The 19,171-nt window shown below is 52.3% G+C and carries 15 protein-coding genes, 9 tRNA genes, 1 pseudogene and 1 riboswitch; of the genes and pseudogenes, 1 reads left to right on the top strand and 24 read right to left on the bottom strand.

All coding sequences use genetic code 11. From position 1 onward, the window contains the following. The 4 genes and pseudogenes from ACI4OH_RS00225 to ACI4OH_RS00210 all read right to left on the bottom strand — a co-directional run. Nucleotides 1-440: pseudogene (locus tag ACI4OH_RS00225) on the bottom strand (molybdopterin molybdotransferase MoeA); the annotation flags it as partial. 11 nt (nt 441-451) lie between these two features. Continuing rightward, nucleotides 452-1,483 (bottom strand): molybdopterin-binding protein, encoded by a 1,032-nt coding sequence (locus ACI4OH_RS00220; protein WP_435721818.1) that lies wholly within the window; start codon nt 1,481-1,483, stop codon nt 452-454. Between the two features lie 60 nt (nt 1,484-1,543). After that, nucleotides 1,544-1,671: riboswitch (molybdenum cofactor riboswitch) on the bottom strand. 45 nt (nt 1,672-1,716) lie between these two features. Next, entirely contained in the window at nt 1,717-2,880 is a 1,164-nt protein-coding gene (locus ACI4OH_RS00215; RefSeq protein ID WP_439783905.1) for a DNA polymerase IV, read from the bottom strand. A gap of 182 nt (nt 2,881-3,062) precedes the next feature. Beyond that, nucleotides 3,063-3,266 carry a hypothetical protein gene (locus ACI4OH_RS00210; protein WP_435721816.1) on the bottom strand — a complete coding sequence of 68 codons (204 nt, stop codon included), beginning with the start codon at nt 3,264-3,266 and terminating at the stop codon, nt 3,063-3,065. Between the two features lie 234 nt (nt 3,267-3,500). Between ACI4OH_RS00210 and ACI4OH_RS00205 the strand changes: the two genes are divergently transcribed. Beyond that, nucleotides 3,501-4,397 carry a LysR family transcriptional regulator gene (locus ACI4OH_RS00205; RefSeq protein ID WP_435721815.1) on the top strand — a complete coding sequence of 299 codons (897 nt, stop codon included), beginning with the start codon at nt 3,501-3,503 and terminating at the stop codon, nt 4,395-4,397. 43 nt (nt 4,398-4,440) lie between these two features. Here ACI4OH_RS00205 and fliB read toward each other — a convergent pair whose 3' ends face one another. The 20 genes from fliB to ACI4OH_RS00105 all read right to left on the bottom strand — a co-directional run bounded on the left by fliB (nt 4,441) and on the right by ACI4OH_RS00105 (nt 19,108). Continuing rightward, nucleotides 4,441-5,364: a flagellin lysine-N-methylase gene (gene fliB / locus ACI4OH_RS00200; RefSeq protein WP_435721814.1), complete on the bottom strand. Its 924-nt coding sequence runs from the start codon at nt 5,362-5,364 to the stop codon at nt 4,441-4,443. Beyond that, nucleotides 5,345-6,580 carry a phenylacetate--CoA ligase family protein gene (locus ACI4OH_RS00195; RefSeq protein WP_432646558.1) on the bottom strand — a complete coding sequence of 412 codons (1,236 nt, stop codon included), beginning with the start codon at nt 6,578-6,580 and terminating at the stop codon, nt 5,345-5,347. The genes fliB and ACI4OH_RS00195 overlap by 20 nt, the downstream gene beginning before the upstream one ends. Before the next feature lie 26 nt (nt 6,581-6,606). Then, the gene (locus ACI4OH_RS00190) at nt 6,607-7,197 is read right to left on the bottom strand and encodes a 2-oxoacid:acceptor oxidoreductase family protein (protein WP_432646559.1); all 591 of its coding nucleotides are present in this window, start codon (nt 7,195-7,197) and stop codon (nt 6,607-6,609) included. Beyond that, the gene (iorA, locus tag ACI4OH_RS00185; protein ID WP_439783904.1) at nt 7,197-9,044 is read right to left on the bottom strand and encodes an indolepyruvate ferredoxin oxidoreductase subunit alpha; all 1,848 of its coding nucleotides are present in this window, start codon (nt 9,042-9,044) and stop codon (nt 7,197-7,199) included. Before iorA ends, ACI4OH_RS00190 begins: the two co-directional genes overlap by 1 nt. A 128-nt stretch (nt 9,045-9,172) precedes the next feature. Next, a complete protein-coding gene (locus ACI4OH_RS00180) occupies nt 9,173-9,709 on the bottom strand; it encodes a universal stress protein (protein WP_432646561.1) in 537 nt (178 codons plus the stop codon). A 39-nt stretch (nt 9,710-9,748) separates the two neighbouring features. Continuing rightward, nucleotides 9,749-10,945: an ABC transporter permease gene (locus tag ACI4OH_RS00175; RefSeq protein WP_435721812.1), complete on the bottom strand. Its 1,197-nt coding sequence runs from the start codon at nt 10,943-10,945 to the stop codon at nt 9,749-9,751. Further along, nucleotides 10,926-12,038 (bottom strand): HlyD family secretion protein, encoded by a 1,113-nt coding sequence (locus tag ACI4OH_RS00170; protein ID WP_435721811.1) that lies wholly within the window; start codon nt 12,036-12,038, stop codon nt 10,926-10,928. The genes ACI4OH_RS00175 and ACI4OH_RS00170 overlap by 20 nt, the downstream gene beginning before the upstream one ends. Before the next feature lie 27 nt (nt 12,039-12,065). After that, nucleotides 12,066-12,548 carry a MarR family winged helix-turn-helix transcriptional regulator gene (locus ACI4OH_RS00165; RefSeq protein ID WP_432646564.1) on the bottom strand — a complete coding sequence of 161 codons (483 nt, stop codon included), beginning with the start codon at nt 12,546-12,548 and terminating at the stop codon, nt 12,066-12,068. Between the two features lie 136 nt (nt 12,549-12,684). Then, nucleotides 12,685-15,162 (bottom strand): EAL domain-containing protein, encoded by a 2,478-nt coding sequence (locus ACI4OH_RS00160; protein WP_439783903.1) that lies wholly within the window; start codon nt 15,160-15,162, stop codon nt 12,685-12,687. Nucleotides 15,163-15,185: 23 nt separating this feature from the next. Continuing rightward, entirely contained in the window at nt 15,186-16,310 is a 1,125-nt protein-coding gene (locus ACI4OH_RS00155; protein WP_432647907.1) for a DUF362 domain-containing protein, read from the bottom strand. A 400-nt stretch (nt 16,311-16,710) separates the two neighbouring features. Continuing rightward, nucleotides 16,711-17,997 carry a lipase family protein gene (locus ACI4OH_RS00150; protein ID WP_439783902.1) on the bottom strand — a complete coding sequence of 429 codons (1,287 nt, stop codon included), beginning with the start codon at nt 17,995-17,997 and terminating at the stop codon, nt 16,711-16,713. 184 nt (nt 17,998-18,181) lie between these two features. Beyond that, nucleotides 18,182-18,267, bottom strand: a tRNA-Leu gene (locus ACI4OH_RS00145). A 5-nt stretch (nt 18,268-18,272) separates the two neighbouring features. Then, nucleotides 18,273-18,359, bottom strand: a tRNA-Leu gene (locus ACI4OH_RS00140). A gap of 48 nt (nt 18,360-18,407) precedes the next feature. Continuing rightward, nucleotides 18,408-18,493, bottom strand: a tRNA-Leu gene (locus ACI4OH_RS00135). Between the two features lie 22 nt (nt 18,494-18,515). After that, a tRNA-Leu gene (locus ACI4OH_RS00130) sits at nt 18,516-18,601 on the bottom strand. Nucleotides 18,602-18,633: 32 nt separating this feature from the next. Beyond that, nucleotides 18,634-18,722 (bottom strand) — tRNA-Leu (locus ACI4OH_RS00125). Nucleotides 18,723-18,739: 17 nt separating this feature from the next. Continuing rightward, nucleotides 18,740-18,813, bottom strand: a tRNA-Gly gene (locus tag ACI4OH_RS00120). Nucleotides 18,814-18,824: 11 nt separating this feature from the next. Continuing rightward, nucleotides 18,825-18,900 (bottom strand) — tRNA-Thr (locus ACI4OH_RS00115). 8 nt (nt 18,901-18,908) lie between these two features. Then, a tRNA-Phe gene (locus tag ACI4OH_RS00110) sits at nt 18,909-18,984 on the bottom strand. A 47-nt stretch (nt 18,985-19,031) separates the two neighbouring features. After that, nucleotides 19,032-19,108, bottom strand: a tRNA-Asp gene (locus tag ACI4OH_RS00105). Between the last annotated feature and the right edge of the window lie 63 nt (nt 19,109-19,171).

Below are 19,171 nucleotides of genomic sequence, written 5' to 3'. Positions count from 1 at the left end.
CCCTTTTTGACATCTTCGCCGGCAAAGCAGTAATTCTCGTGATGATGGAGTTCATACGGCACGAGCAGACGGCCGTTTTCAATCGTCACATCCTCCTGACGCACAACGCAGTCACAGCCACGAGGAATGGCTGCGCCCGTCATCAGGCGCAGGGCCGAGCCCGCAGGAACCGCTTCTGCAAAGAAGTCGCCGGCGCATTCTTCGCCAATAATGGCAAACGAAGCGGGATTCTCCTTCGCCGCACCTTTTGTTCGGTCAGACGCAAACGTATAACCGTCCAGAGGGGAACGGTCAAACGGAGGATTATCAAACGAGGCAACGGCATCTTCGGCCAGCACGCGCCCCAAGGCCTCCAAAATGGGCACTTCTTCCGTCCGTTCGATTTTTTTCGTATGTTCAAGCAGCACTTCGATGGCCTGCTCTAATGAAATGTCCTGCATAAATACCTCGCTTATTTCTGGAACGGGCAAATCGGATAATGGCAGACCTTGCAGCGCATGCAGAGACCGCCGATGCCGAAATGGCGGATTTCGCGGCGCGTTACCTTGTCACCGGCAATGGCGCGCGGCAGAATCATGTCAAAAACCGTCGCGTTATCGTACATGACACAGCCCGGCAGGCCCATGACCGTGACCGTGCGGCCTTCGCGTTCCGCATACCCCAAGAGATACATCGCGCCCGGCAGCACCGGTGCCCCGTACGTCACGATCTTGACGCCGGCATCGCGGATGGCTGCAGGCGTGCGGTCGTCAGGGTCGACGCTCATGCCGCCCGTGCAGAGGATGATGTCCATGCCGAGGTCAAGGAGTTCCGTGATGGCCGCTTTTGTATGCTCTGTCACATCGTCAGAAAGTCTGTGTTCACTTATAGTCAGGCCAAATTTATTGAGCTTGGCTTCAATGACCGGTGTGAACGTGTCCTTAATGCGGCCGAGAAAAACTTCCGTCCCCGTCGTGACCACGCCGACTTTGAGGTCTTTGCGATACGGCAGCAGACGGAGAAGCGGCTTATCGCCTGCCACGCGGCGCACCTCTTCCATTTTTTCCCGTGCGATAAACAATGGCGTCACGCGCATGCCTGCAAGCTTCGTGCCTTTCTTTACGGGCATATTCTGCGCAAGCGTCGCAATCGTGATGTCATCGAGGTCATTGACCGCATCAAAACGGTCCTCATCAATCTGAAAGACACCGTCACATTCTGCGACAAGCTCAATCTTGCCTTCCTTTGGCTCTGTCGCTCTCATATGCTCATTCTGGCAGAGCTGACGCAGGACATCGGCCGCTTCGTTCTCATGCATCTCTGTATCATCTTCATCCCAGATGTAGATGTGATCCTTGCCGAGCGACAGCAGCACAGGAATATCTTCTTCCGCAATCACATGGCCCTTGCGAAAACGCGCATCCTTCGTCACGCCGCGGATAATCTGCGTGATATCCTGACAGAGTACCTGTCCCACCGCATCGACCGTTTTCATTTCTTTCATTGCGCCATTCTCCTAACTATATAAAAAGACCACCCCTCCGCAATTGCAAAAGGATGGTCTTCGCCCCTTACATTCGCCCCTTTTCAATCACGGAAGGCCCCGGCGTTTCCACCGAAACCCTGGCTCGTCCGCATAGCCATCCCCATGAAGACGGCCGTAGCGGATTTCGCTCGGAGTCGTATGATATCTTTATCTATTGTAACAAATTCAGACTTGCTTTCCTATAACTTTTTTCACACTTCATCATGTTTGAGAAGATGCGCCTTCGTGATGCCCTGTTCACCAAAGCGCTGCTTGATTTTATCGATGGCAGCATAAAGATTCTCTTTGCGCGCTTCATCGTGAAAGAGCGACATGCTGCCGGAGTCATCAAACCCCGAAACCGAAATCCCGAGCAGACGAATGCCCTGCTGCACGTGCATCCCCCGATAAAGTTCCCGCGCCGTCTGATAAATTTCCTCATCGTAACAGGTCGCCTCATAAAGTGTCCGGCTCCTCGTATACGTCTGGAAATTGCCAAGCCTCAATTTTAATTGGATGGTTCTGCCCTTGAGTGCCTGCTTTCGCAGGCGGTAACCGACTTTTTCCGCCAGGGCCAGCAAAACTTTTTCTACATCCGCATCGCCATGGATATCCCTCGGAAAAGTCACTTCCTTGCCAATGGATTTGGCAGGCTCGCGCGGAGCAACTTCGCGGTTATCGATGCCCTGTGCCAGCTGCAGCAGATGGTCGGCCATATGCGCGCCGAGTTTTGCCGCTAAATTTTCCCGCGGCACTCGGCGCAGCTGCCCAATCGTGCGGATGTGCATGCCCTGTAAAACAGCTGCTGTCTTTTTGCCCACGCCCCAGATGCGGCTGACGGGCAGCGGGTCGAGTACTTTTTGTTTGTTTTCTTCCGTGATGATGACAAGCCCATCCGGCTTGTTGAGGTCGGAAGCGAGTTTGGCGAGGAATTTATTCGGGGCGAGGCCGACTGAGGCGACAAGCCCCGTCTTTTTTTTGATTTCCCGCTTGAGCTTTTCTGCATAGGCACGCGGCGACTTCATCAGAAGTTCCATGCCCGTGAGGTCAAGGAAGGCTTCATCGATGGACAAAGGCTCAACGACCGGCGCATAGCGCGCAAAAATCGCGAAAATCTCCGCCGAAACCTCACGGTAATGCCTGTAATTTCCTTCTATATAAATTCCCTGCGGACAGAGTCTCTTTGCTCTGACAATCGGCATGGCGGAATGCACGCCATATTTTCTCGCTTCATACGAACAGGTCGAAACGACGCCGCGCCCCGAAAGACCGCCGACAATCAGCGGTTTGCCACGGTACTCCGCATGGTCGTGCTGTTCAATCGAAGCAAAGAATGCATCCATATCGACATGCATGACGAGTTTCTTTCCTGCCATCTCACAATCCCCCTGACTTTTCTTTCTATGCACTTCTATTTTACGGATGTATCCGGTTTCAGGCAAGAAAAAGAGCTGCCTCGTACACGGAATGTACAAGACAGCTCTTCTGCTTGTGTGGGTATCCTGCTTTGCAGGCTGTTTGTGGGGAACCGCCTGCGGAGGGTATGCAAAAAATGAAATTAACGGTCTGCGGCCGGCTGCTCGAGCATGAGGTCAGCGGACATCGTGTTGCCAGCATAACTGGAAGCTTCTGTATAAATAGCTGGAGCTTCTTTTACACCATAGGCATTTGCTTCTGTACCAGCAGCAGCCAAGTTTGCACAGGCTGGCATGATGAGCAGAGCCGCTGCAATAACACCATAGACAATATTTTTCGTTTTCATGATGGTTCACTCCAATCTCTTTTGCAGATTCTCTCTATTATTATGGAAGGCCTTACTTGAGAACCTCTTTCTTTCGACATCTTTATTATGCCATATTCAAAGCTGCTTGAAAAACGGTTAAATTTGATATTATAATCGGTTTTACCGATTGATTTTTCCATGGGACTACGTTACGATAACGGTATATAAATTATGTTACAGGGGATTGAACAGAAAAGAAAGGAGATTTCTCACATGACACTCTTGCAGATGCGCTATTTTTTGACGGTCTGCCGCCTGCAGAATATCACCCACGCAGCATCCGAGCTCCACATCGCGCAGTCGACGCTGAGTCAGGCCATCCAGACCATTGAGGAAGAAACGGGGCTGAATCTCTTTGTTCGCAGCGGCCGCAACATCATGATCAGTCAGGACGGACAGAAGCTCGCCCAAAAAGTCACGGCACTTTTGCGCGAAGTCGATGTCTTTGAAGATGATGTGCGGGAAATGGCGCGCCGCCATGGCAAACTGAAAATGGCCATTCCCCAGCAGCAGGCTTCTTTTATCATCCCGCGACTTTTAAATGACTTCTGTCCGCGATATCCGGAGATCCAGCTCGACATTGTCGAACCATCCGGCCTTGAGTCGGCCCGACTTGTACGCGAAGAAAAAGTCGATCTCGCCATCGTCAATTACGACGGCGAAACCCTGCCGGACCTCCATTACCGCCGCGTCAATTCGCGTCCAATTAAATTCGTTGTCTGGAAGGGGCATCCTTTGGCAGGACTCCAGAGCATCAGTCTGGCCGAAGCCACAAAAGGTCCTTTAGTCCTGCTCTCCGAAGAATTTTTCGTCACACGCCTTTTGACGCGCACCATGGCTGACCGGCATTTAGAGCTCAATGCCCTCTATTATTCCCCGCATCTTTCCACACTCTACAGCCTGCTGCGCGCCCATACGGCACCGAGCATCCTTTTTGAACAGGCCGTCGTCTCCCTTGAAAATGTCGTGACCATCCCCTTCGATGAGCCGCTTTCCCTGACGAGCTGTCTCATTACGAAGAAAAACCGGCAGCTTTCCAAGGATTTGCGTCTCGTCATGAAATTTATCCGCGAAGAGCTGCTGAAAGATTACCCTGTGCCCTCTGCATAAAAAAGACACGCCCGCATGAAAAGTCATGCAGGCGTGTCTTTTTTTAGTTTTCGCTCTTCCCCGCTGTCCGTAACAAGAACGCAGTATTTTCCTCACTGTATTCGATCTGCTCCGACCAGCGGCGCACCGCTTCAGGGAGATTTCCTGTCACAGCTGCCTCGAGAAAGATATACATGGTATTCTTACGGGCATATCGGCAAATGGCATTTATCCCATAATCTTCTGCCTGACCAAGCTGACGGTAAGCAATATACTGAAAAATGCGTTCAAAAGCGGCAGCATCATAAAGCTCGGCATATTTCCGCCAGCATTTTTCTGCCCGCTCTTTTTCCTGAAGCAGAAAATGGATGTGCTCCGTCCAAACTTCGTCGATGGGTTCTGTCTTCTGCATGAGCAGGAGCAGCTGACGGATTTTTTCCGCATCAAACTTTGGCTGAAAGGAAAAAGATGGCACAGACTCATCTTCCTCATTTCTCTCCCGAAGTCCGAGCTGCGAAACAAGTTCCGCAAAGGTGATTTTTTCCTGTTCATTTCCTTCACGGTAAAATGTCAGCGGCTCTTTTTCCGCCAGCAGCAGCTCCACCGTCTTTTCGCAGGCAAGGCCAAAGCCCGCGAGCTCCACATCACCGCAAAGGACAAAAAAGCGCGGATGCATCGTGCAGATTTCGCAGAGGGCATCTTCGCCAAGTTCCAGAATCAGGCGGCAGAGACCGTCTCTTCGCAAAAATGGACAGCGTTCGTCTTTTGTCAGACGGAATGAATACGTCCCATCCTCCGCCTGCACGATATTTTTCCGGAGTTCTGCCCCGATTTTGCCGTCCAGGAGCTGATACCACTCAGCCGCAGCGGCGTCGATATCGATTTCCCAGCCGCGGCAGCAGCTGTGCTGACAGAGATTGGCCTTGCAAAAAAAGTCAGGGGCAAAGTCGGGCCAGATGGTCGTAAGCTCATTCATAACGCGTATCAATCACGCGCTTCGTCTTCTTTTCGGAGCGCGGCAGAACGCCGATTTCGACGACTTTGACGAGCGGCGTAAAGCCGATGCGGCTCTTGACGCGCTCAGCAATGCGCTTGGCCAGCTCGAGGAAGTCGACGCTGCCGTTCGTCTCAACATAAAGGCGCATCGTATCCTTGCCATCGAGATGCGAAATATGAATCTGATATTCACTCGAAACCTCGGGGAAAGTCTTGAGAATTTCTTCAATCTGCGCAGGGAAGAGATTGACGCCCTTAATCTTGACCATATCATCCGTGCGGCCCTGAATTGTGTCGATGCGCGGAAACTTGCTGCCGCAGGGGCAGTCGCCCGGAATGATGCGCGAAAGGTCGTGCGTGCGGAAACGGATGAGCGGCGCGCCTTCTTTCTTCAGCGTCGTGATGACGATTTCGCCCCATTCGCCGTCCGGCAGGTTTTCGCCCGTATGCGGGTCAATGATTTCGAGATAAATGAAGTCATCCCAATAATGGATGCCATCGTGCGCATCGCAGCTGATGCCGATGCCCGGGCCGTAGACCTCGGTTAGGCCGTAGATGTCATAGGCATCGATGCCGAGCTTGTCGCAGATGGATTTGCGCATTTTCTCGCTCCAGCGCTCCGAGCCGATGACGCCTTTGCGCAGATGAATCTTATCGCGAATGCCGCGTTTCTCGATTTCTTCGGCAAGCAGCAGGGCATACGAGCTCGTCGCGCAGAGGACCGTACTCTTCATGTCCATCATCATCTGCAGTTGTTTTTCCGTATTGCCCGGTCCCATCGGCACAGCCATGGCCCCGAGCTTCTCGCAGCCTGCCTGAAAGCCGATACCGGCCGTCCAGAGGCCGTAGCCCGGCGTAATCTGTACGCGGTCGCGGTTCGTGACGCCCGCCATCGCATAGCAGCGGGCAAACTGCGTGGCCCAGTCGTCAACGTCTTTCTGCGTATAAGGGATGATGACGGGTTTGCCGGTCGTGCCCGAAGACGAATGCATGCGCACGATTTTTTCTTCCGGCACGCTCATAAGGCCAAGGGGGTAGGCGTCTCTTAAGTCTTTTTTCTCGGAGAACGGCAGTTTCTTAAAATCCTCTGCCGAATCCACATGGTCGATGCCGTATTCGCGCAGGCGCTTGCCGTAGAAGCTGTCGGCCTTTAAAAGCTGTTTGATGCGTTCGTTGACATAAGCGAGCTGTTCATTTGATATTTCCATAATATAATACCTGCCTTATTAAAGATTTATGCTTTGGCCAGCTCAAAGGCATAGCGCAGTGCTTTTTCATTGAGCTTTACATAGGCCGGCTTGACCTTTTCGCGGATGGCCTGCAGGACATCCTCTTCCGTCAGAAAGTCCAGCGCCCCGCTCTCGAGGGCCGCGCCGAGCATGATGACGTTGAGCGTCTTCGGATTGCCGATGACGGCTGCCGCAGCCTGACCGTCGATGACTAACACGTGCTCGGCATGTTCCTGAAGATACGCGACCATCTCTTTGCCCGTATAAGCCGTGCCCTTAAGGGCTGCCGTCACCGGCATGATGGGATGCGAATTGACGACGACCATGCCGCCTTTTTTAAGGTAGGGCAGCATGCGTACGGCCTCGGCCGGCTCAAAGGCCAGCAGAAGGTCAGCCGTGCCGCGGCGAATCATCGGACTCTTTATCCCCTCACCGATGCGCAGATGGCTGAAAACGGAGCCGCCCTTCTGCGCCATGCCGATGGTCTCGGCACTCATGACAGGCAGGCCCTTTTTCATAGATGCCGCCGCGATGAGCTTGGACGCGAGGACTGTGCCCTGACCGCCCACGCCCGTCAGGATGATATTTTTCTGCATCACTTTTGCCCTCCTTTATGTGTATGTGCAAACGGCGTGACCTCGATGGCATCGAACGGACAGATATCGGCGCAGATGCCGCAGCCCGTGCACTGTGAATCATCAATCATGATTTTGCTATCTTCGACGACAATGCCCGGACAGCCGATTTCGCGGATGCACTTCCTGCATTTGCGGCAGGCATCCTGCAGAACCTCGGCTTTGCCCAAAGGCTTGACGAGGGCGATGCACGGCGATTTGAAGATAATGGCCTTGACGCCTTTTTCAGCAGCGACTTCTTTTACTGCCGCAATCGCCGCTTTGAGGTCAAGCGGGTCCACGGTGCGGACTGTCTTGACGCCGATGCCGTGCAGCGTATCTTCTATCGAAACTTTGTCGACAATCTGGCCCATCATCGTATGGCCCGTGCCCGGATGCGGCTGGTGGCCCGTCATGGCCGTAGTTGAATTGTCGAGAATGCAGACCGTCAAATCGGCCTGATTGTAGACGCCGTTGATGATGCCCGTAATCGACGAGGCAAAGAAGGTCGAATCGCCGACAAAGGCAAAGCACTTCATGTCCGGTGTCACCGCCCCGATGCCCTGCGCGATGTTGATGCCCGCACCCATGCAGAGACAGGTATCGACCATGTCAAGAGGCATGGCATTGCCGAGCGTATAACAGCCGATATCGCCGCAGAAAACGCTCTTCTGCCCTTTCATCGCGCGTTTGACCGCATAAAAAGAAGCGCGGTGCGGACAGCCGGCACAGAGGACAGGCGGACGCACGACAGAAACCGGGGGCTCCGGCAGCTCTGCGTTTTCTGCCTGCGGCCAGCTCATAAACCTCGCGATATCATCATAAATCGTATCGCGTGTATTCTCGCCGGCCGTCTTGACATCGCCCGTGAGTTTGCCGCGAATCTTTACAGGCAGCTGATATTTGCCGCAGAGGAAGATGAGTTCGCGCTCAATGACGGGGTCAAGCTCCTCAAGACAGAGAACTTCATCAAGCCCCTGCAGGAATTCAACAGCGAGTTTTTCAGGGAACGGGAACGGCGTTGCGACCTTCAGGACACGTGGCGCCGCTTCTTCGCGCTCATTCAGCGCTTCCGCCGCATACGCGTAGCTGACGCCCTGCGCGGCAATGCCGCGGCGGCAGTTTTTGTCCGCGGCCGGCTCGATATGATTGCGTTTATAATCAGAGAGGACCCTCCCGAGCTCTGCATTGCGCCGTTCAATTTCCTGATGTGCCCGGTACGAGAGGCGCGGGAAGATGACCCAGCGCGCAGAGTCCCGCACGAAGCCCTCAGGCTCCGTCTTTTTATATTCATCCTCATCTTTGACTTCAATCGAGGCGTAGCCATGGTCAATGCGCGTAGTCGGACGCAAAAACACCGGTGTGTGATATCGCTCCGAAAAGTCGAAGGCCTCCTGAATCATGTCATAGGCTTCCTGCACACTCGACGGGTCAAAGCACGGTACTTTCGCAAATGAAGCAAAATGACGCGTATCCTGCTCGGTCTGCGAAGAAATCGGGCCCGGGTCATCGGCAACCAGCACGACCATGCCGCCCTTAACACCGAGGTACTCAAGGCTCATCAGAGGATCCGACGCCACATTGAGTCCGACCTGTTTCATCGTGACCAACGCTCTCGCGCCGGAATACGCCGCTCCGGCTGCGACTTCCATGCCGGCTTTCTCATTCGTCGACCATTCCACATGAATCTGTCCATCTGGATTGTGTTTGGCAATTGTCTCGAGAACCTCGGTCGAAGGTGTGCCCGGATAGCCCGCGACCACGCGGACGCCGGCTGCCACAGCCCCCATGCCGATGGCCTCATTGCCCATCAGATATTCTGCATGCATAACGTTTCTCTCCCAAAATTTTTAGCGAATACTTCTCTATTATACAACCAAAATGCCATTTCCTGTAGATACATTTTACAAGAAATGGCATTTTAATGATATATTTCTCTTTTTTTATAAAGTACAGCTCACTCATCGTGCTGCGCAAGGTAGCTGTCCTCTTCATCCCAATCGTCGGGCATGCCCTTGACGATGAGCACAGGACACGGCGACTGCTGCAGGACATAATGCGAGACGGAGCCAACGAGCATGCTGCGGAACGTGCCGAAGCCGCGCGACCCCATGATGATGAGGTCGCTCTGCTCCTCTTCCGCCACTTCGCAGATTTTTTCGCCGGGATTGCCGACCTCAACGCGCGTTCTCGCCTTGATTTCCGGCGGTACGATGTGCATGAGGTCAGCCAGGAACTGATACGCCGAAACCTTGAGCTCGGCCGGCACATAGCCGCTGAGGCTGACCTGCTCAAAGGCCGATACCTGCTTGTTGAGGTCGACGACCATCAAAATGGTTAGATGCGCGCCCGTGACCGCCGCCATATGAATGGCCTCATTGACGGCCTTGAAGGCCTGACCCGAGCCATCCGTCGGCACGAGGATGCGTTCACACGCAATGGCCTGTTTCGGCCTTGACTGTATTTCCTCGATAAGCTTTTCCCTTGCCGTCATGATAAATCCTTCCCCTCTCTTTTCTATCCTTTTCCTGCCTTACGATTCCTGTGCCGCCCGCTCGGCCGCGACGATTTCCTTGATTTTTTCCTGATGTTTCGTTTCCTGTGCCTGATGCTTCAGGAGTGAACGCCTTGCAGCAAAGAATTTTGCACAGAACAAAATCGCCACGACAGCCATGTAGAGCAGGAAAGCGCCGAACTCCTTCGAGATATCCATGAAGCCCGCACCGCGCGCGATAATATCACGCACAAAATGGAATTCCCAAGTCAAAGGGAAAAGATGCGCAAGATACAGGACCCAGTCCGGATAAAACGACATCGGCCCCGTCGGACCGCCGAAGATAAAGCCGCCCGGAATAAAGAGAATCATACGCGAGGACGCAATGCCGGGGTTTGCTGCCGTCCAGCCAAACAGCACGCTGAGCATGCCGACAGTCAGTACATAAAAAATCTGCAAAAAAAGAAATGTCAGCAGGCTGCCGGAAAACGTCATATCACCTGTTATTCTCAGGATAGCCATGCCGAAAACAAAGGAAACAGCAAGACAGGCACCATACGGTACGAGCCGCACGATGATATCCCACGGCGTTCCCTCCAGAAGGATTTTATCGAGCTGATGTGTGAGACGGAGCCGCGGCACCATGCCGATGGTCGCAAATGTGAAAAACATTGAGCCGAAGAAGAACAGGAAGCCCTGCACTTCGACATTGTAATTGGAACCATTCGGATTGAAAAGATTGCGGTCTGCGAGGCTTATGGTGCCGCTCAAGGTATCATTCGTACTGCCGGGGTCGCCTGCTTCGGCCGCATTATCGAGACCGATGATTTCATTGAGCGCCGCTTTGACATCGGCCGTCTGAGCCGTATTCGTGTTGTCGTAAAAAACGCCTACATGATTCTCCGTGCCCGTATAACGGTCTTTTTCGAGCCCGCGCGGAAAATAAATGACGGCGATGGCCTGATCGCGGTAAAAAAGTTCTGTCGGATTCATGGGCGTATTCAAAACAGCCGTGACCTTCATGTATTCAGAAGCATCGATGCGGCTTGTGAGTTCATGGCTGTACGCCGAATTATCGAGGTCGATGACCGCCACTTTGGCATCGTGGGAAAAATTGCTGCTGAGCATGAGCCCGAGGACGATGCTGACAACAGCCGCTACCGTCAGGCAGACTTTTTCATAAGGCATCCCCTGTCCGGAAAACAGGAAATGAAGTTCATCTCTTAGTGAATTCACGTTCGTTCACCCCAATCGTCATGCCCGGCACGACGCCATCCTGCGGGTCTACATAGATGCGGACCTGAAAAGCCGTGAGGTCGGCCTGACCTTTTTCACGCGACTGCTTAAGGTCAGCAAATCCCGGGGCTTTGGTCAAAAGCTTGATCGTTCCCGGCACTGCCTTATCGCCGGCAACGGTACGTCCTGTGATGGTATCGCCCTCCGAGAGGCCCTGCGCCTGCTTCTCGCTGATATAGATGTCATAATAGCTGCGGTCGCTCTCAAGCAGCAGGACAGGCGTGCCGGCCGCGACCATCTCGCCTTCTTTCGCGAGCACCTTGATGATGCGTCCGTCTTCCGGTGCACGCAGCGTCAGGCGTTCCTTCTGCACCTCAAGCTGTTTGAGCTGCACTTCAAGGGCTTGTTTCTGCTGCTGCAGCGCGTCGATATCATTGCTCATATTGCTGGCCGACTGACGCTGCTGCGCGATGGTCGGCAGATTCAAAGAATCCGTATCGCCCGTGTCCTGTGCACCCGACAATAGCTTGCTTAAAAGTTCCTGCTGCTGCGCGACATTGGCTTCGGCGACATTTAAAGCCATCTCAGCATCATCGAGCTGGGATTTGGCGATGGCACCGGCCGCGAGGAGCTCCGACTTGCGGTTATAGTCAATGCGGCTGTTCTTGAGTGTCGCCTGCGCCGAGGCCACAGCTGCCCGCTGCTGGTCAATCTGGCGGAAGCTCTGCTGTTCATCATTATCGGCTTTCATGAAATTGACCGACTGCGAGCCGCCCGTCGAACGAATCTGTGCGTCGAGCTGCGCAATCTGGGCTTTTGTCTTGGCAATGGAAAGGTCCGTATCCGTCGAATCGAGCTCCATGACGACATCACCGGCCTTGACTGTATCGCCTTCCTTGACGGCTTCATTGACAAGGCGGCCGCTCACGCTGTCGAACGACATCTTGACCTGTTCCGCCGTCAAAATCCCCTCTTTTTTCTCCATGCCAAGTGCCACGGCATCATTTCCCTTGTACAGTAAAAGCACCCCGGCAATGACGAGCAGAGCGATGAAAACAGCTCCTGTACGCAGGGCTTTCTGTCTTGTATTCATTCTGGTTCCCTCCTAATCAGGATTTTCTCAGCCTGACATTTTCTTGAGCAGGCGGATGAGTTCTTTTTGTTCCTCTTCGGTGAGCTTTTCCATGAGCTTCGTAACGCGCAGATAATGCTCCGGCAGAATTTTATCCATAAAAGTCCGCCCCTTGTCCGTCAGGCAGATGAGCTTTTTGCGCGCATCCTCCGCTGCCTGCTTCACGCAGATATCACCGTCACGCTCCATGCGCATGAGCATATTGCTGATGGTCGCCTTAGTGACACCGACTTTTTGGGCAATCTCAGAAGGGGCAATGCCCTGCGGGTTCTGATGCAGGACAATCAGACAGCAGAATTTGCCCTCGGACAAGTGATATTCCTGCTGCAGCACATCAAGGATGGCGCGCTGTACGTCCTCGCCTGCCTGTTTGACTTCCAGCATGGCAATGACAGCTGCCGGCTTGATTTCCGGCACGATTTTTTTATGATGCTCGAGTTCTTCCCAGCTCGGGATGAGTTCCCGTTTCATATTGTTTCCTCCACTTCATTAACGGCAATTTAGTTAGGTTGCTAACTAATAGTATAATCATTTTTCGAAACGTTGTCAAAAAAAAGGAAGAGCCTCTGCTAAAAAGCAAAAGCTCTTCCTGATGTCAATATTGTATTCAATGACGATGTTTACCGCCGAGCACCGCATCGAGGATGTCCCGATGGAAAGATGCAGAATCCTCTGGATAAACCGTACGCGTTTCCACAAACAGCGTGCAGCTGCGCTGTCCAAAGTGGTGGATGCCCTCAATGGCCTGACGAAGTGCAGTGTTTAGCTTCTCCACATCTTCCTCTGTTTGATATTGATAAAAAATAAGGAACTGATCCTCGGCAAAGCGGCCGGCCGTACCTTTCTGCCCCAGAACATTCTTCATCTCTTCCGCAATGCAGGCAAGAAGTTCCGCGACGGCTGTTTCTCCGTACCGGCGCTCTAAACGCGCAATTGCACGAACCCGAAGGAAAATTGCGGCAAAGGCCCTTTTCTTAAAACGATATTCATCCATATACTGTGCCAGCAGAGAAAGGATGCCCTTGATATTGGCCAGTCCCGTTACACCATCCGTAAACAAGAGCTTCTGGGACTTCTCCTCATTGCGTATAAATACGTCAGTCGGCAGAAAATATCCCATAAGTCCTCTGATACTGCCTTCTTCATCATAGAGCGGCCATTTGGAAGCCAGGATATCATACTGACGGCCGCGGGCAATGCATTTCCCCGGAACGTCATGCAGGGCGACGCCTTTTTCAATGACATCAAGCTCGTCGTTCTTAAAAGAATTGGGCTGTACATGCCAGTTCATATCCTCATCCGTATGAGCTGCCACTTTTTCCACAGAATCAAAGTCATAGAAATCTAAGAATTTCTGGTTGACACCGAGGAAGCGGCGTTCCCTGTCCTTCCAGAAAACCGGCAGCGGAAAGCTCATGATGAAATTATCCCAAAGCCTCCTGATTGACATAACGGACGTCTCTTCTTTTGCCTCTGCCTCCCCTGACTGCTCTGTCAGGGTGTACTGCGATCCGGTCAGATCCTTTTCATAGCGGGCAACATCCTGTGCATCGGAAACGCGGATCACATAGAAAAAGATATCCTGTTTCGTACTCGTGATGCGCGAAATGCGATGCGTTTTCCAAACCAGGGTGCCATCCGGTCCCTTTGAACGGAATGCCTCCGCAATACTGCTGAGCGGAGAGCCGTCAACGCGCTCTTTTAGCGTATTGAGATCCAGAAATTCTGCAAAGCGCCTGCGGTCTGCCGAATAAATCATCTGTTCCTGATAATTCTGCAGGGCCTCATCCAAAGAGTATTTATGCAGGCCAGATTTGAGACGCGGCTGCGTCAAAACGACAACTTCCCGTTTCGTCAAATTGACAGCCGCCAGACTGTCGTACAAATAGAAGAGATTGCGCAAAAAATAGGCTGGTTTAAAGACAGGTCCTTCATGGTCAATCTTATGCAGATGGCAGTCAATCGAAATCAGACAGTGTCCATTGTAGGAAATGACGCGATGACAGTTCATCATGACAAAATTGCCATTGAGAGGATACGCTAATTCCTCAGCCTCTCCCGACAGCATGACGCGCCGCAAACCGCGCTGCAGATAACGGATGGCTGGCTGTTTTAAGACATTCAGCCGTTTTTCCCAGACACTGCGCCCATCTTCGAGCTCCGGCCAGAGCACCTCATCACATTTATGATTCGCAAAGAGGATATGATAGCCATGGTCCCGGTATTCGACGAGCAGCAATGGCCGCCCTGTCAAAAAGTCGACGTCCATGATGGCATCGTAATAGGCCTTCCAGCAGCTCAGCTCAATTTCAATGCCTTTTTTCCTGCAGTTCTCAATGGTTTCATCGTATGGACGCGGCTTGCCGAGGTAATATCCCTGAATTTTTTCACAGCCGACCTCGCGCAGGAAGTCAAACTGCTCCTGCGTCTCCACGCCTTCTGCCAAAGTCCGGTTGCCGATGCGCTTGTCCATGGAGATAATCGAGATGATGATATCGCGGGCCCTTTTCGTATCGCTCTTTAAAAAAGCCATGTCCATCTTCAGAAGGTCAAAGCGCTGGTCCTTGAGGAATTTCAAGCTCGAATAGCCGCTGCCGAAATCATCCATCCAGATTTCGTAGCCGGCCTCGCGGAAACGGTTCAGGGTTTCGCCAATCCTCTTATTGCGGTTTGTCAGGACATTCTCGACAATTTCCAGATGAAGAAGATCACGCGGCACATTGTATTTGCGTACGGCATTTTCTACAATCGTAAAGATATCGAAATCGTCCTGGATGAAATCAAGACGGGAAAGATTCAGCGAAACAGCTACAGCCGGCTGCCCCGCTTTCCTCACACGCGCCTGATTTCTGCATACCTCCTCCACGAGGAATGCATCCAATTTGTGAATTAAATTGTGCTGTTCGAGTATCCCAATAAAAAAGGGCGGCGTTAAAAAACCCCAAGTAGGGTCATCCCAGCGGGCCAGCGCCTCCATGGCGCAGAGCCTGCCGGTGATGGTCCGTACGATGGGCTGATAATAAACGCGGCACCATTTTTTTTCAATTGCTTCATCCAGATGCTCAATGACATAGGATGGCGGCATGTCAATCTGCCTGCGCTTTTTCCTCATTTAAGTTTCACCAGTTCATACGCTCTCGTGCCCATGCCGATCTTTTCAGCATGTTCGAGCGTCTCTTTCCAATGGATATTCGGATTGTTGTCGAGGAAGTGGTCATGATGGTGATGCCAATCCGGTTTGGCGAGATTGTCCGCGAGCTGGCTGTTCGGCAGCGGCGTCGCTTTAAGGCACGCATCTGCGCAGGCCTGGTCAAGAGCCACAGGGTCAAACGAGGCGAACATGCCCTGATCCGGCAGAATCGGCGCATCATTCTCACCATGGCAGTCGCAGTTCGGCGAAATATCGCGGACGATATTGATATGGAAGCACGGACGGTCCTGCACGACAGCCTGAGCATATTCGGCCATCTTGCGGTCAAGGAGGTCGCCGGCATCCCACTGCTCATTGCGGATGGCATCGTACGAGCAGGCACCGATGCAGCGGCCGCAGCCCTTGCAGAGGTCCTCATGGATATGGGCTTTATTATTCTCATACGTAATGGCATCGGAGCCGCATTCTTTCGCGCACTTGCGGCAGCCGCGGCAAAGCTCCTCATTTACTACGCATTTGCCCGACGAATGCTGCTCCATCTTGCCGGCACGGCTGCCGCAGCCCATGCCGATATTCTTGATAGCACCGCCAAAGCCCGTAGCTTCATGGCCTTTGAAATGAGCCAGGCTGATGAAAACATCGGCATCCATGATGGCACGGCCAATTTTAGCCTTCTTGATATACTCGCCATTCTTGACCGGCACTTCTACATCATCCGTACCGCGCAGACCGTCACCGATGATGATCTGGCAGCCCGTAGTCGTCGTATTGAAGCCGTTGAAATTTGCGCAGTCCATATGCTCCAAAGCATGTTTGCGGCTGCCCGGATAAAGCGTATTGCAGTCCGTCAAAAACGGCATGCCGCCCTGTTCCTTGACAAGATCTGCCACGACTTTTGCATACTGCGGACGCAGATATGCCATATTGCCGAGTTCACCAAAATGCATCTTGATGGCCACAAATTTGCCATCCATATCGATATTCTTAATGCCCGCTGCAATGCAGAGTGTCTTGAGCTTCTGCATGATATTGCGTCCTACCGGCACACGAAAATCCGTAAAATAAACTTTCGCCTTTTCCATAATAATCCCCCTAAAATAGAATTCTCTTTCTTAATTTTACACAAAAACAAAACGAGTCTCAACCATCAAATCCATACACATACAAAATGCCCCATTCTGAATGTCAACAGATTCGACATGACTCGCCCATTTTCCTTTATGATAAAGCAGCAGACATAAAATAACCATCAGCAGCTTTCTCGTCACCGCTGATGGTTATCTGTGAGATAGAAACCTTCCAATCATGTAATTCATGTGATACGACTTGTTCCACTTGGACTCGTTAACTAGCCCATTGGACTCTCCTCCATCCTGAGTAAGTAAATCGGCTGTCTGGAAAGGGTGAACCTTTTACCTTTCCTTGGCTTATCTTTATAATACCGGATAACAGGAAAAAAGTCAAGATTATTTTTAGAAAATTTCATGTATTCTGTACACCAAATACAAGATCAAGATCCTGCATGCTCAGAAACTCCAGATAAAGCACAGCTTCGAGCGGCGTCATGCGGCTGGCTGTTGTACTTTTCGACTCAGCTGCGAGCAGATTGCCCTTCGTGTCATAAATCGTCGTTTCAAGCACGATGCGAAAATTATATGTTTCCTCACGGATGCGTTTAGTCGTCAGAACCTGCTGAATAACATACTTGCAGCCCGACCTCTTGGCAGCCTGACACAAAGCCGGCAATGCCTGCCCCATTTCTTCATCTTCTTCATCATCCAGCACACAGGGCGTATAACGTTTCTGCCAGCTGCCGCGCAAGACTGTCCTGATATCATCAGTATCCTCTGTCAGCAAAGGATCTGCCTGTATCATCGACATGGTCACAAAAATACCGCCATTTGCCTGCTTGGGATGACTTTCAATCATACGGCTTTGCAGGTCTCCCTGACTTTGTACGACATGAAAATAACTGCGCAGAGCATCGTCGAGATAAACGACCATCTCATGCTCAAAACGCGCTGAACTGCGATTCTGCTGCCAGCGTTCCTTCCTGCCAAACTGCACATAACGCGTGCCGAGAGACTGCAGGGCCGCAGCCACAGGATCTCCGTCCATGACCACACGCGTCAAATCCATCTTCGTTTCATAACGGCGTGCAAAGCGTTCATCCCCGACAGCCGGTGCTCCGAACGTAATGACGCGGAGCTGCTGCGGCCTGACTCCCATATCACTGAGCCGTGCTGCTGTCAGCGTCGCTGCCGCGCCGCCAAGACTGTGACCCGTCAGGAGCAAAATTTCGTCTGGATTATCCTTAAGCTCCGCTGCCAACTGTTCCCCCAGGGTTCCTTTTCTGCCAAATAAAGCCGTATCAGCCGGAGCCTGAAAAACAGCTGCCATGGTATAATCATCGAAGCCCTTATGGACAAGAGGCAGTGCCGTACTTTTCCGATTTTCCTGCGCGGCCTTTATAAATTCCGGCACGGACGCACCGCCAAACGGCACCGCCTTCATGCGCAAATCCACTTTGGCATCCCGCACATTCTCAGTCCCCGGAAAAGCCAGCAGCAAGGCACGATGGCCATCTCCCAAATCCTTTGTCAGCAAATGACAGCGGCCCTGTGCCAGTGACGTCGATATCTCCTGACTCGAAAAATGCCAGCCCGTCTGCTGCAGCCATTCTCTCGCCAGCAGGCTCAATTCATCGGAATAAGAGGCCAGCGATACAATGGATGTGGTGAGCTCCAATTCTTCTTCCCGACCTGCCATTCGTTCTTCTGCCTGCACGAACCGCGGCTGCCAGAAAGATAGTGCAGGCATACAAACGGCAGTCAGTACCAAAAAGAATAATACCTGGACAAAAAGGCTTCGCGGCCGGCACTGCATAAAATCGCCTCATTTCTTTTGAATACAGAAAAAGCTCAGATATAAATCTGAGCTTACTATTTACAAATGGTGCGGTCGATGGGACTTGAACCCATACGTCTTGTGAACACTACCCCCTCAAAGTAGCGCGTCTGCCAATTCCGCCACGACCGCGTAAATGGTGCGGTCAAGAGGACTTGAACCTCCAAGGTGTTGCCACCACTAGCGCCTGAAGCTAGCGCGTCTGCCAATTCCGCCATAACCGCATGATATGAAGTTTTATGAAAACAGCACCAAGTACTGTTTAAAGCAAATGGTGCGGTCGATGGGACTTGAACCCATACGTCTTGTGAACACTACCCCCTCAAAGTAGCGCGTCTGCCAATTCCGCCACGACCGCATGATAAATATGAATTTGTTGATGGTGCGGTCGAGAGGACTTGAACCTCCATGATGTTGCCATCACTAGCGCCTGAAGCTAGCGCGTCTGCCATTCCGCCACGACCGCGTGATATAAAATTGAGAGATAGATACAAATGGTGGTGCCGAGGACCGGAATCGAACCGGTACGGTTGTTTCCAACCGACGGATTTTAAGTCCGTTGCGTCTGCCAGTTCCGCCACCCCGGCAGTATCATAAAAATTAGTGGAGCGGGTGATGGGAATCGAACCCACGTGATCAGCTTGGAAGGCTGGAGCTCTACCATTGAGCTACACCCGCATAATGCAAAGTGGAGCTGGCGAGAGGAATTGAACCCCCAACCTGCTGATTACAAGTCAGCTGCTCTACCAATTGAGCTACACCAGCTTGAAAAATGGTGCCTCAGAGCGGAATCGAACCACTGACACGGGGATTTTCAGTCCCCTGCTCTACCGACTGAGCTACCGAGGCATTTAACAAGTTAATATATTATAACACATTTCTGTGCAATAAACAAATGGCGACCCGAATGGGACTTGAACCCATGACCTCCGCCGTGACAGGGCGGCATTCTAACCAACTAAACTACCGGGCCATATGATTTAAAATGGTGGGCGATAACAGGATCGAACTGCTGACATCTTGCTTGTAAGGCAAG

It is taken from the genome of Mitsuokella apri, assembly GCF_051886055.1.
Classification (GTDB): domain Bacteria; phylum Bacillota; class Negativicutes; order Selenomonadales; family Selenomonadaceae; genus Mitsuokella.
The sequence above is the reverse complement of the archived record's forward strand: the minus strand, read 5'-3'. Positions and strand labels throughout refer to the sequence as shown.

Bases quoted from the DNA above. Each gene is read 5' to 3' on its own strand.
- ACI4OH_RS00220 (WP_435721818.1), bottom strand. From the start codon at position 1,483: ATGAAAGAAATGAAAACGGTCGATGCGGTGGGACAGGTACTCTGTCAG.
- ACI4OH_RS00215 (WP_439783905.1), bottom strand. From the start codon at position 2,880: ATGGCAGGAAAGAAACTCGTCATGCATGTCGATATGGATGCATTCTTT.
- ACI4OH_RS00210 (WP_435721816.1), bottom strand. From the start codon at position 3,266: ATGAAAACGAAAAATATTGTCTATGGTGTTATTGCAGCGGCTCTGCTC.
- ACI4OH_RS00205 (WP_435721815.1), top strand. From the start codon at position 3,501: ATGACACTCTTGCAGATGCGCTATTTTTTGACGGTCTGCCGCCTGCAG.
- ACI4OH_RS00195 (WP_432646558.1), bottom strand. From the start codon at position 6,580: ATGGAAATATCAAATGAACAGCTCGCTTATGTCAACGAACGCATCAAA.
- ACI4OH_RS00190 (WP_432646559.1), bottom strand. From the start codon at position 7,197: ATGCAGAAAAATATCATCCTGACGGGCGTGGGCGGTCAGGGCACAGTC.
- iorA (WP_439783904.1), bottom strand. From the start codon at position 9,044: ATGCATGCAGAATATCTGATGGGCAATGAGGCCATCGGCATGGGGGCT.
- ACI4OH_RS00180 (WP_432646561.1), bottom strand. From the start codon at position 9,709: ATGACGGCAAGGGAAAAGCTTATCGAGGAAATACAGTCAAGGCCGAAA.
- ACI4OH_RS00170 (WP_435721811.1), bottom strand. From the start codon at position 12,038: ATGAATACAAGACAGAAAGCCCTGCGTACAGGAGCTGTTTTCATCGCT.
- ACI4OH_RS00165 (WP_432646564.1), bottom strand. From the start codon at position 12,548: ATGAAACGGGAACTCATCCCGAGCTGGGAAGAACTCGAGCATCATAAA.
- ACI4OH_RS00160 (WP_439783903.1), bottom strand. From the start codon at position 15,162: ATGCCGCCATCCTATGTCATTGAGCATCTGGATGAAGCAATTGAAAAA.
- ACI4OH_RS00155 (WP_432647907.1), bottom strand. From the start codon at position 16,310: ATGGAAAAGGCGAAAGTTTATTTTACGGATTTTCGTGTGCCGGTAGGA.
- ACI4OH_RS00150 (WP_439783902.1), bottom strand. From the start codon at position 17,997: ATGGCAGGTCGGGAAGAAGAATTGGAGCTCACCACATCCATTGTATCG.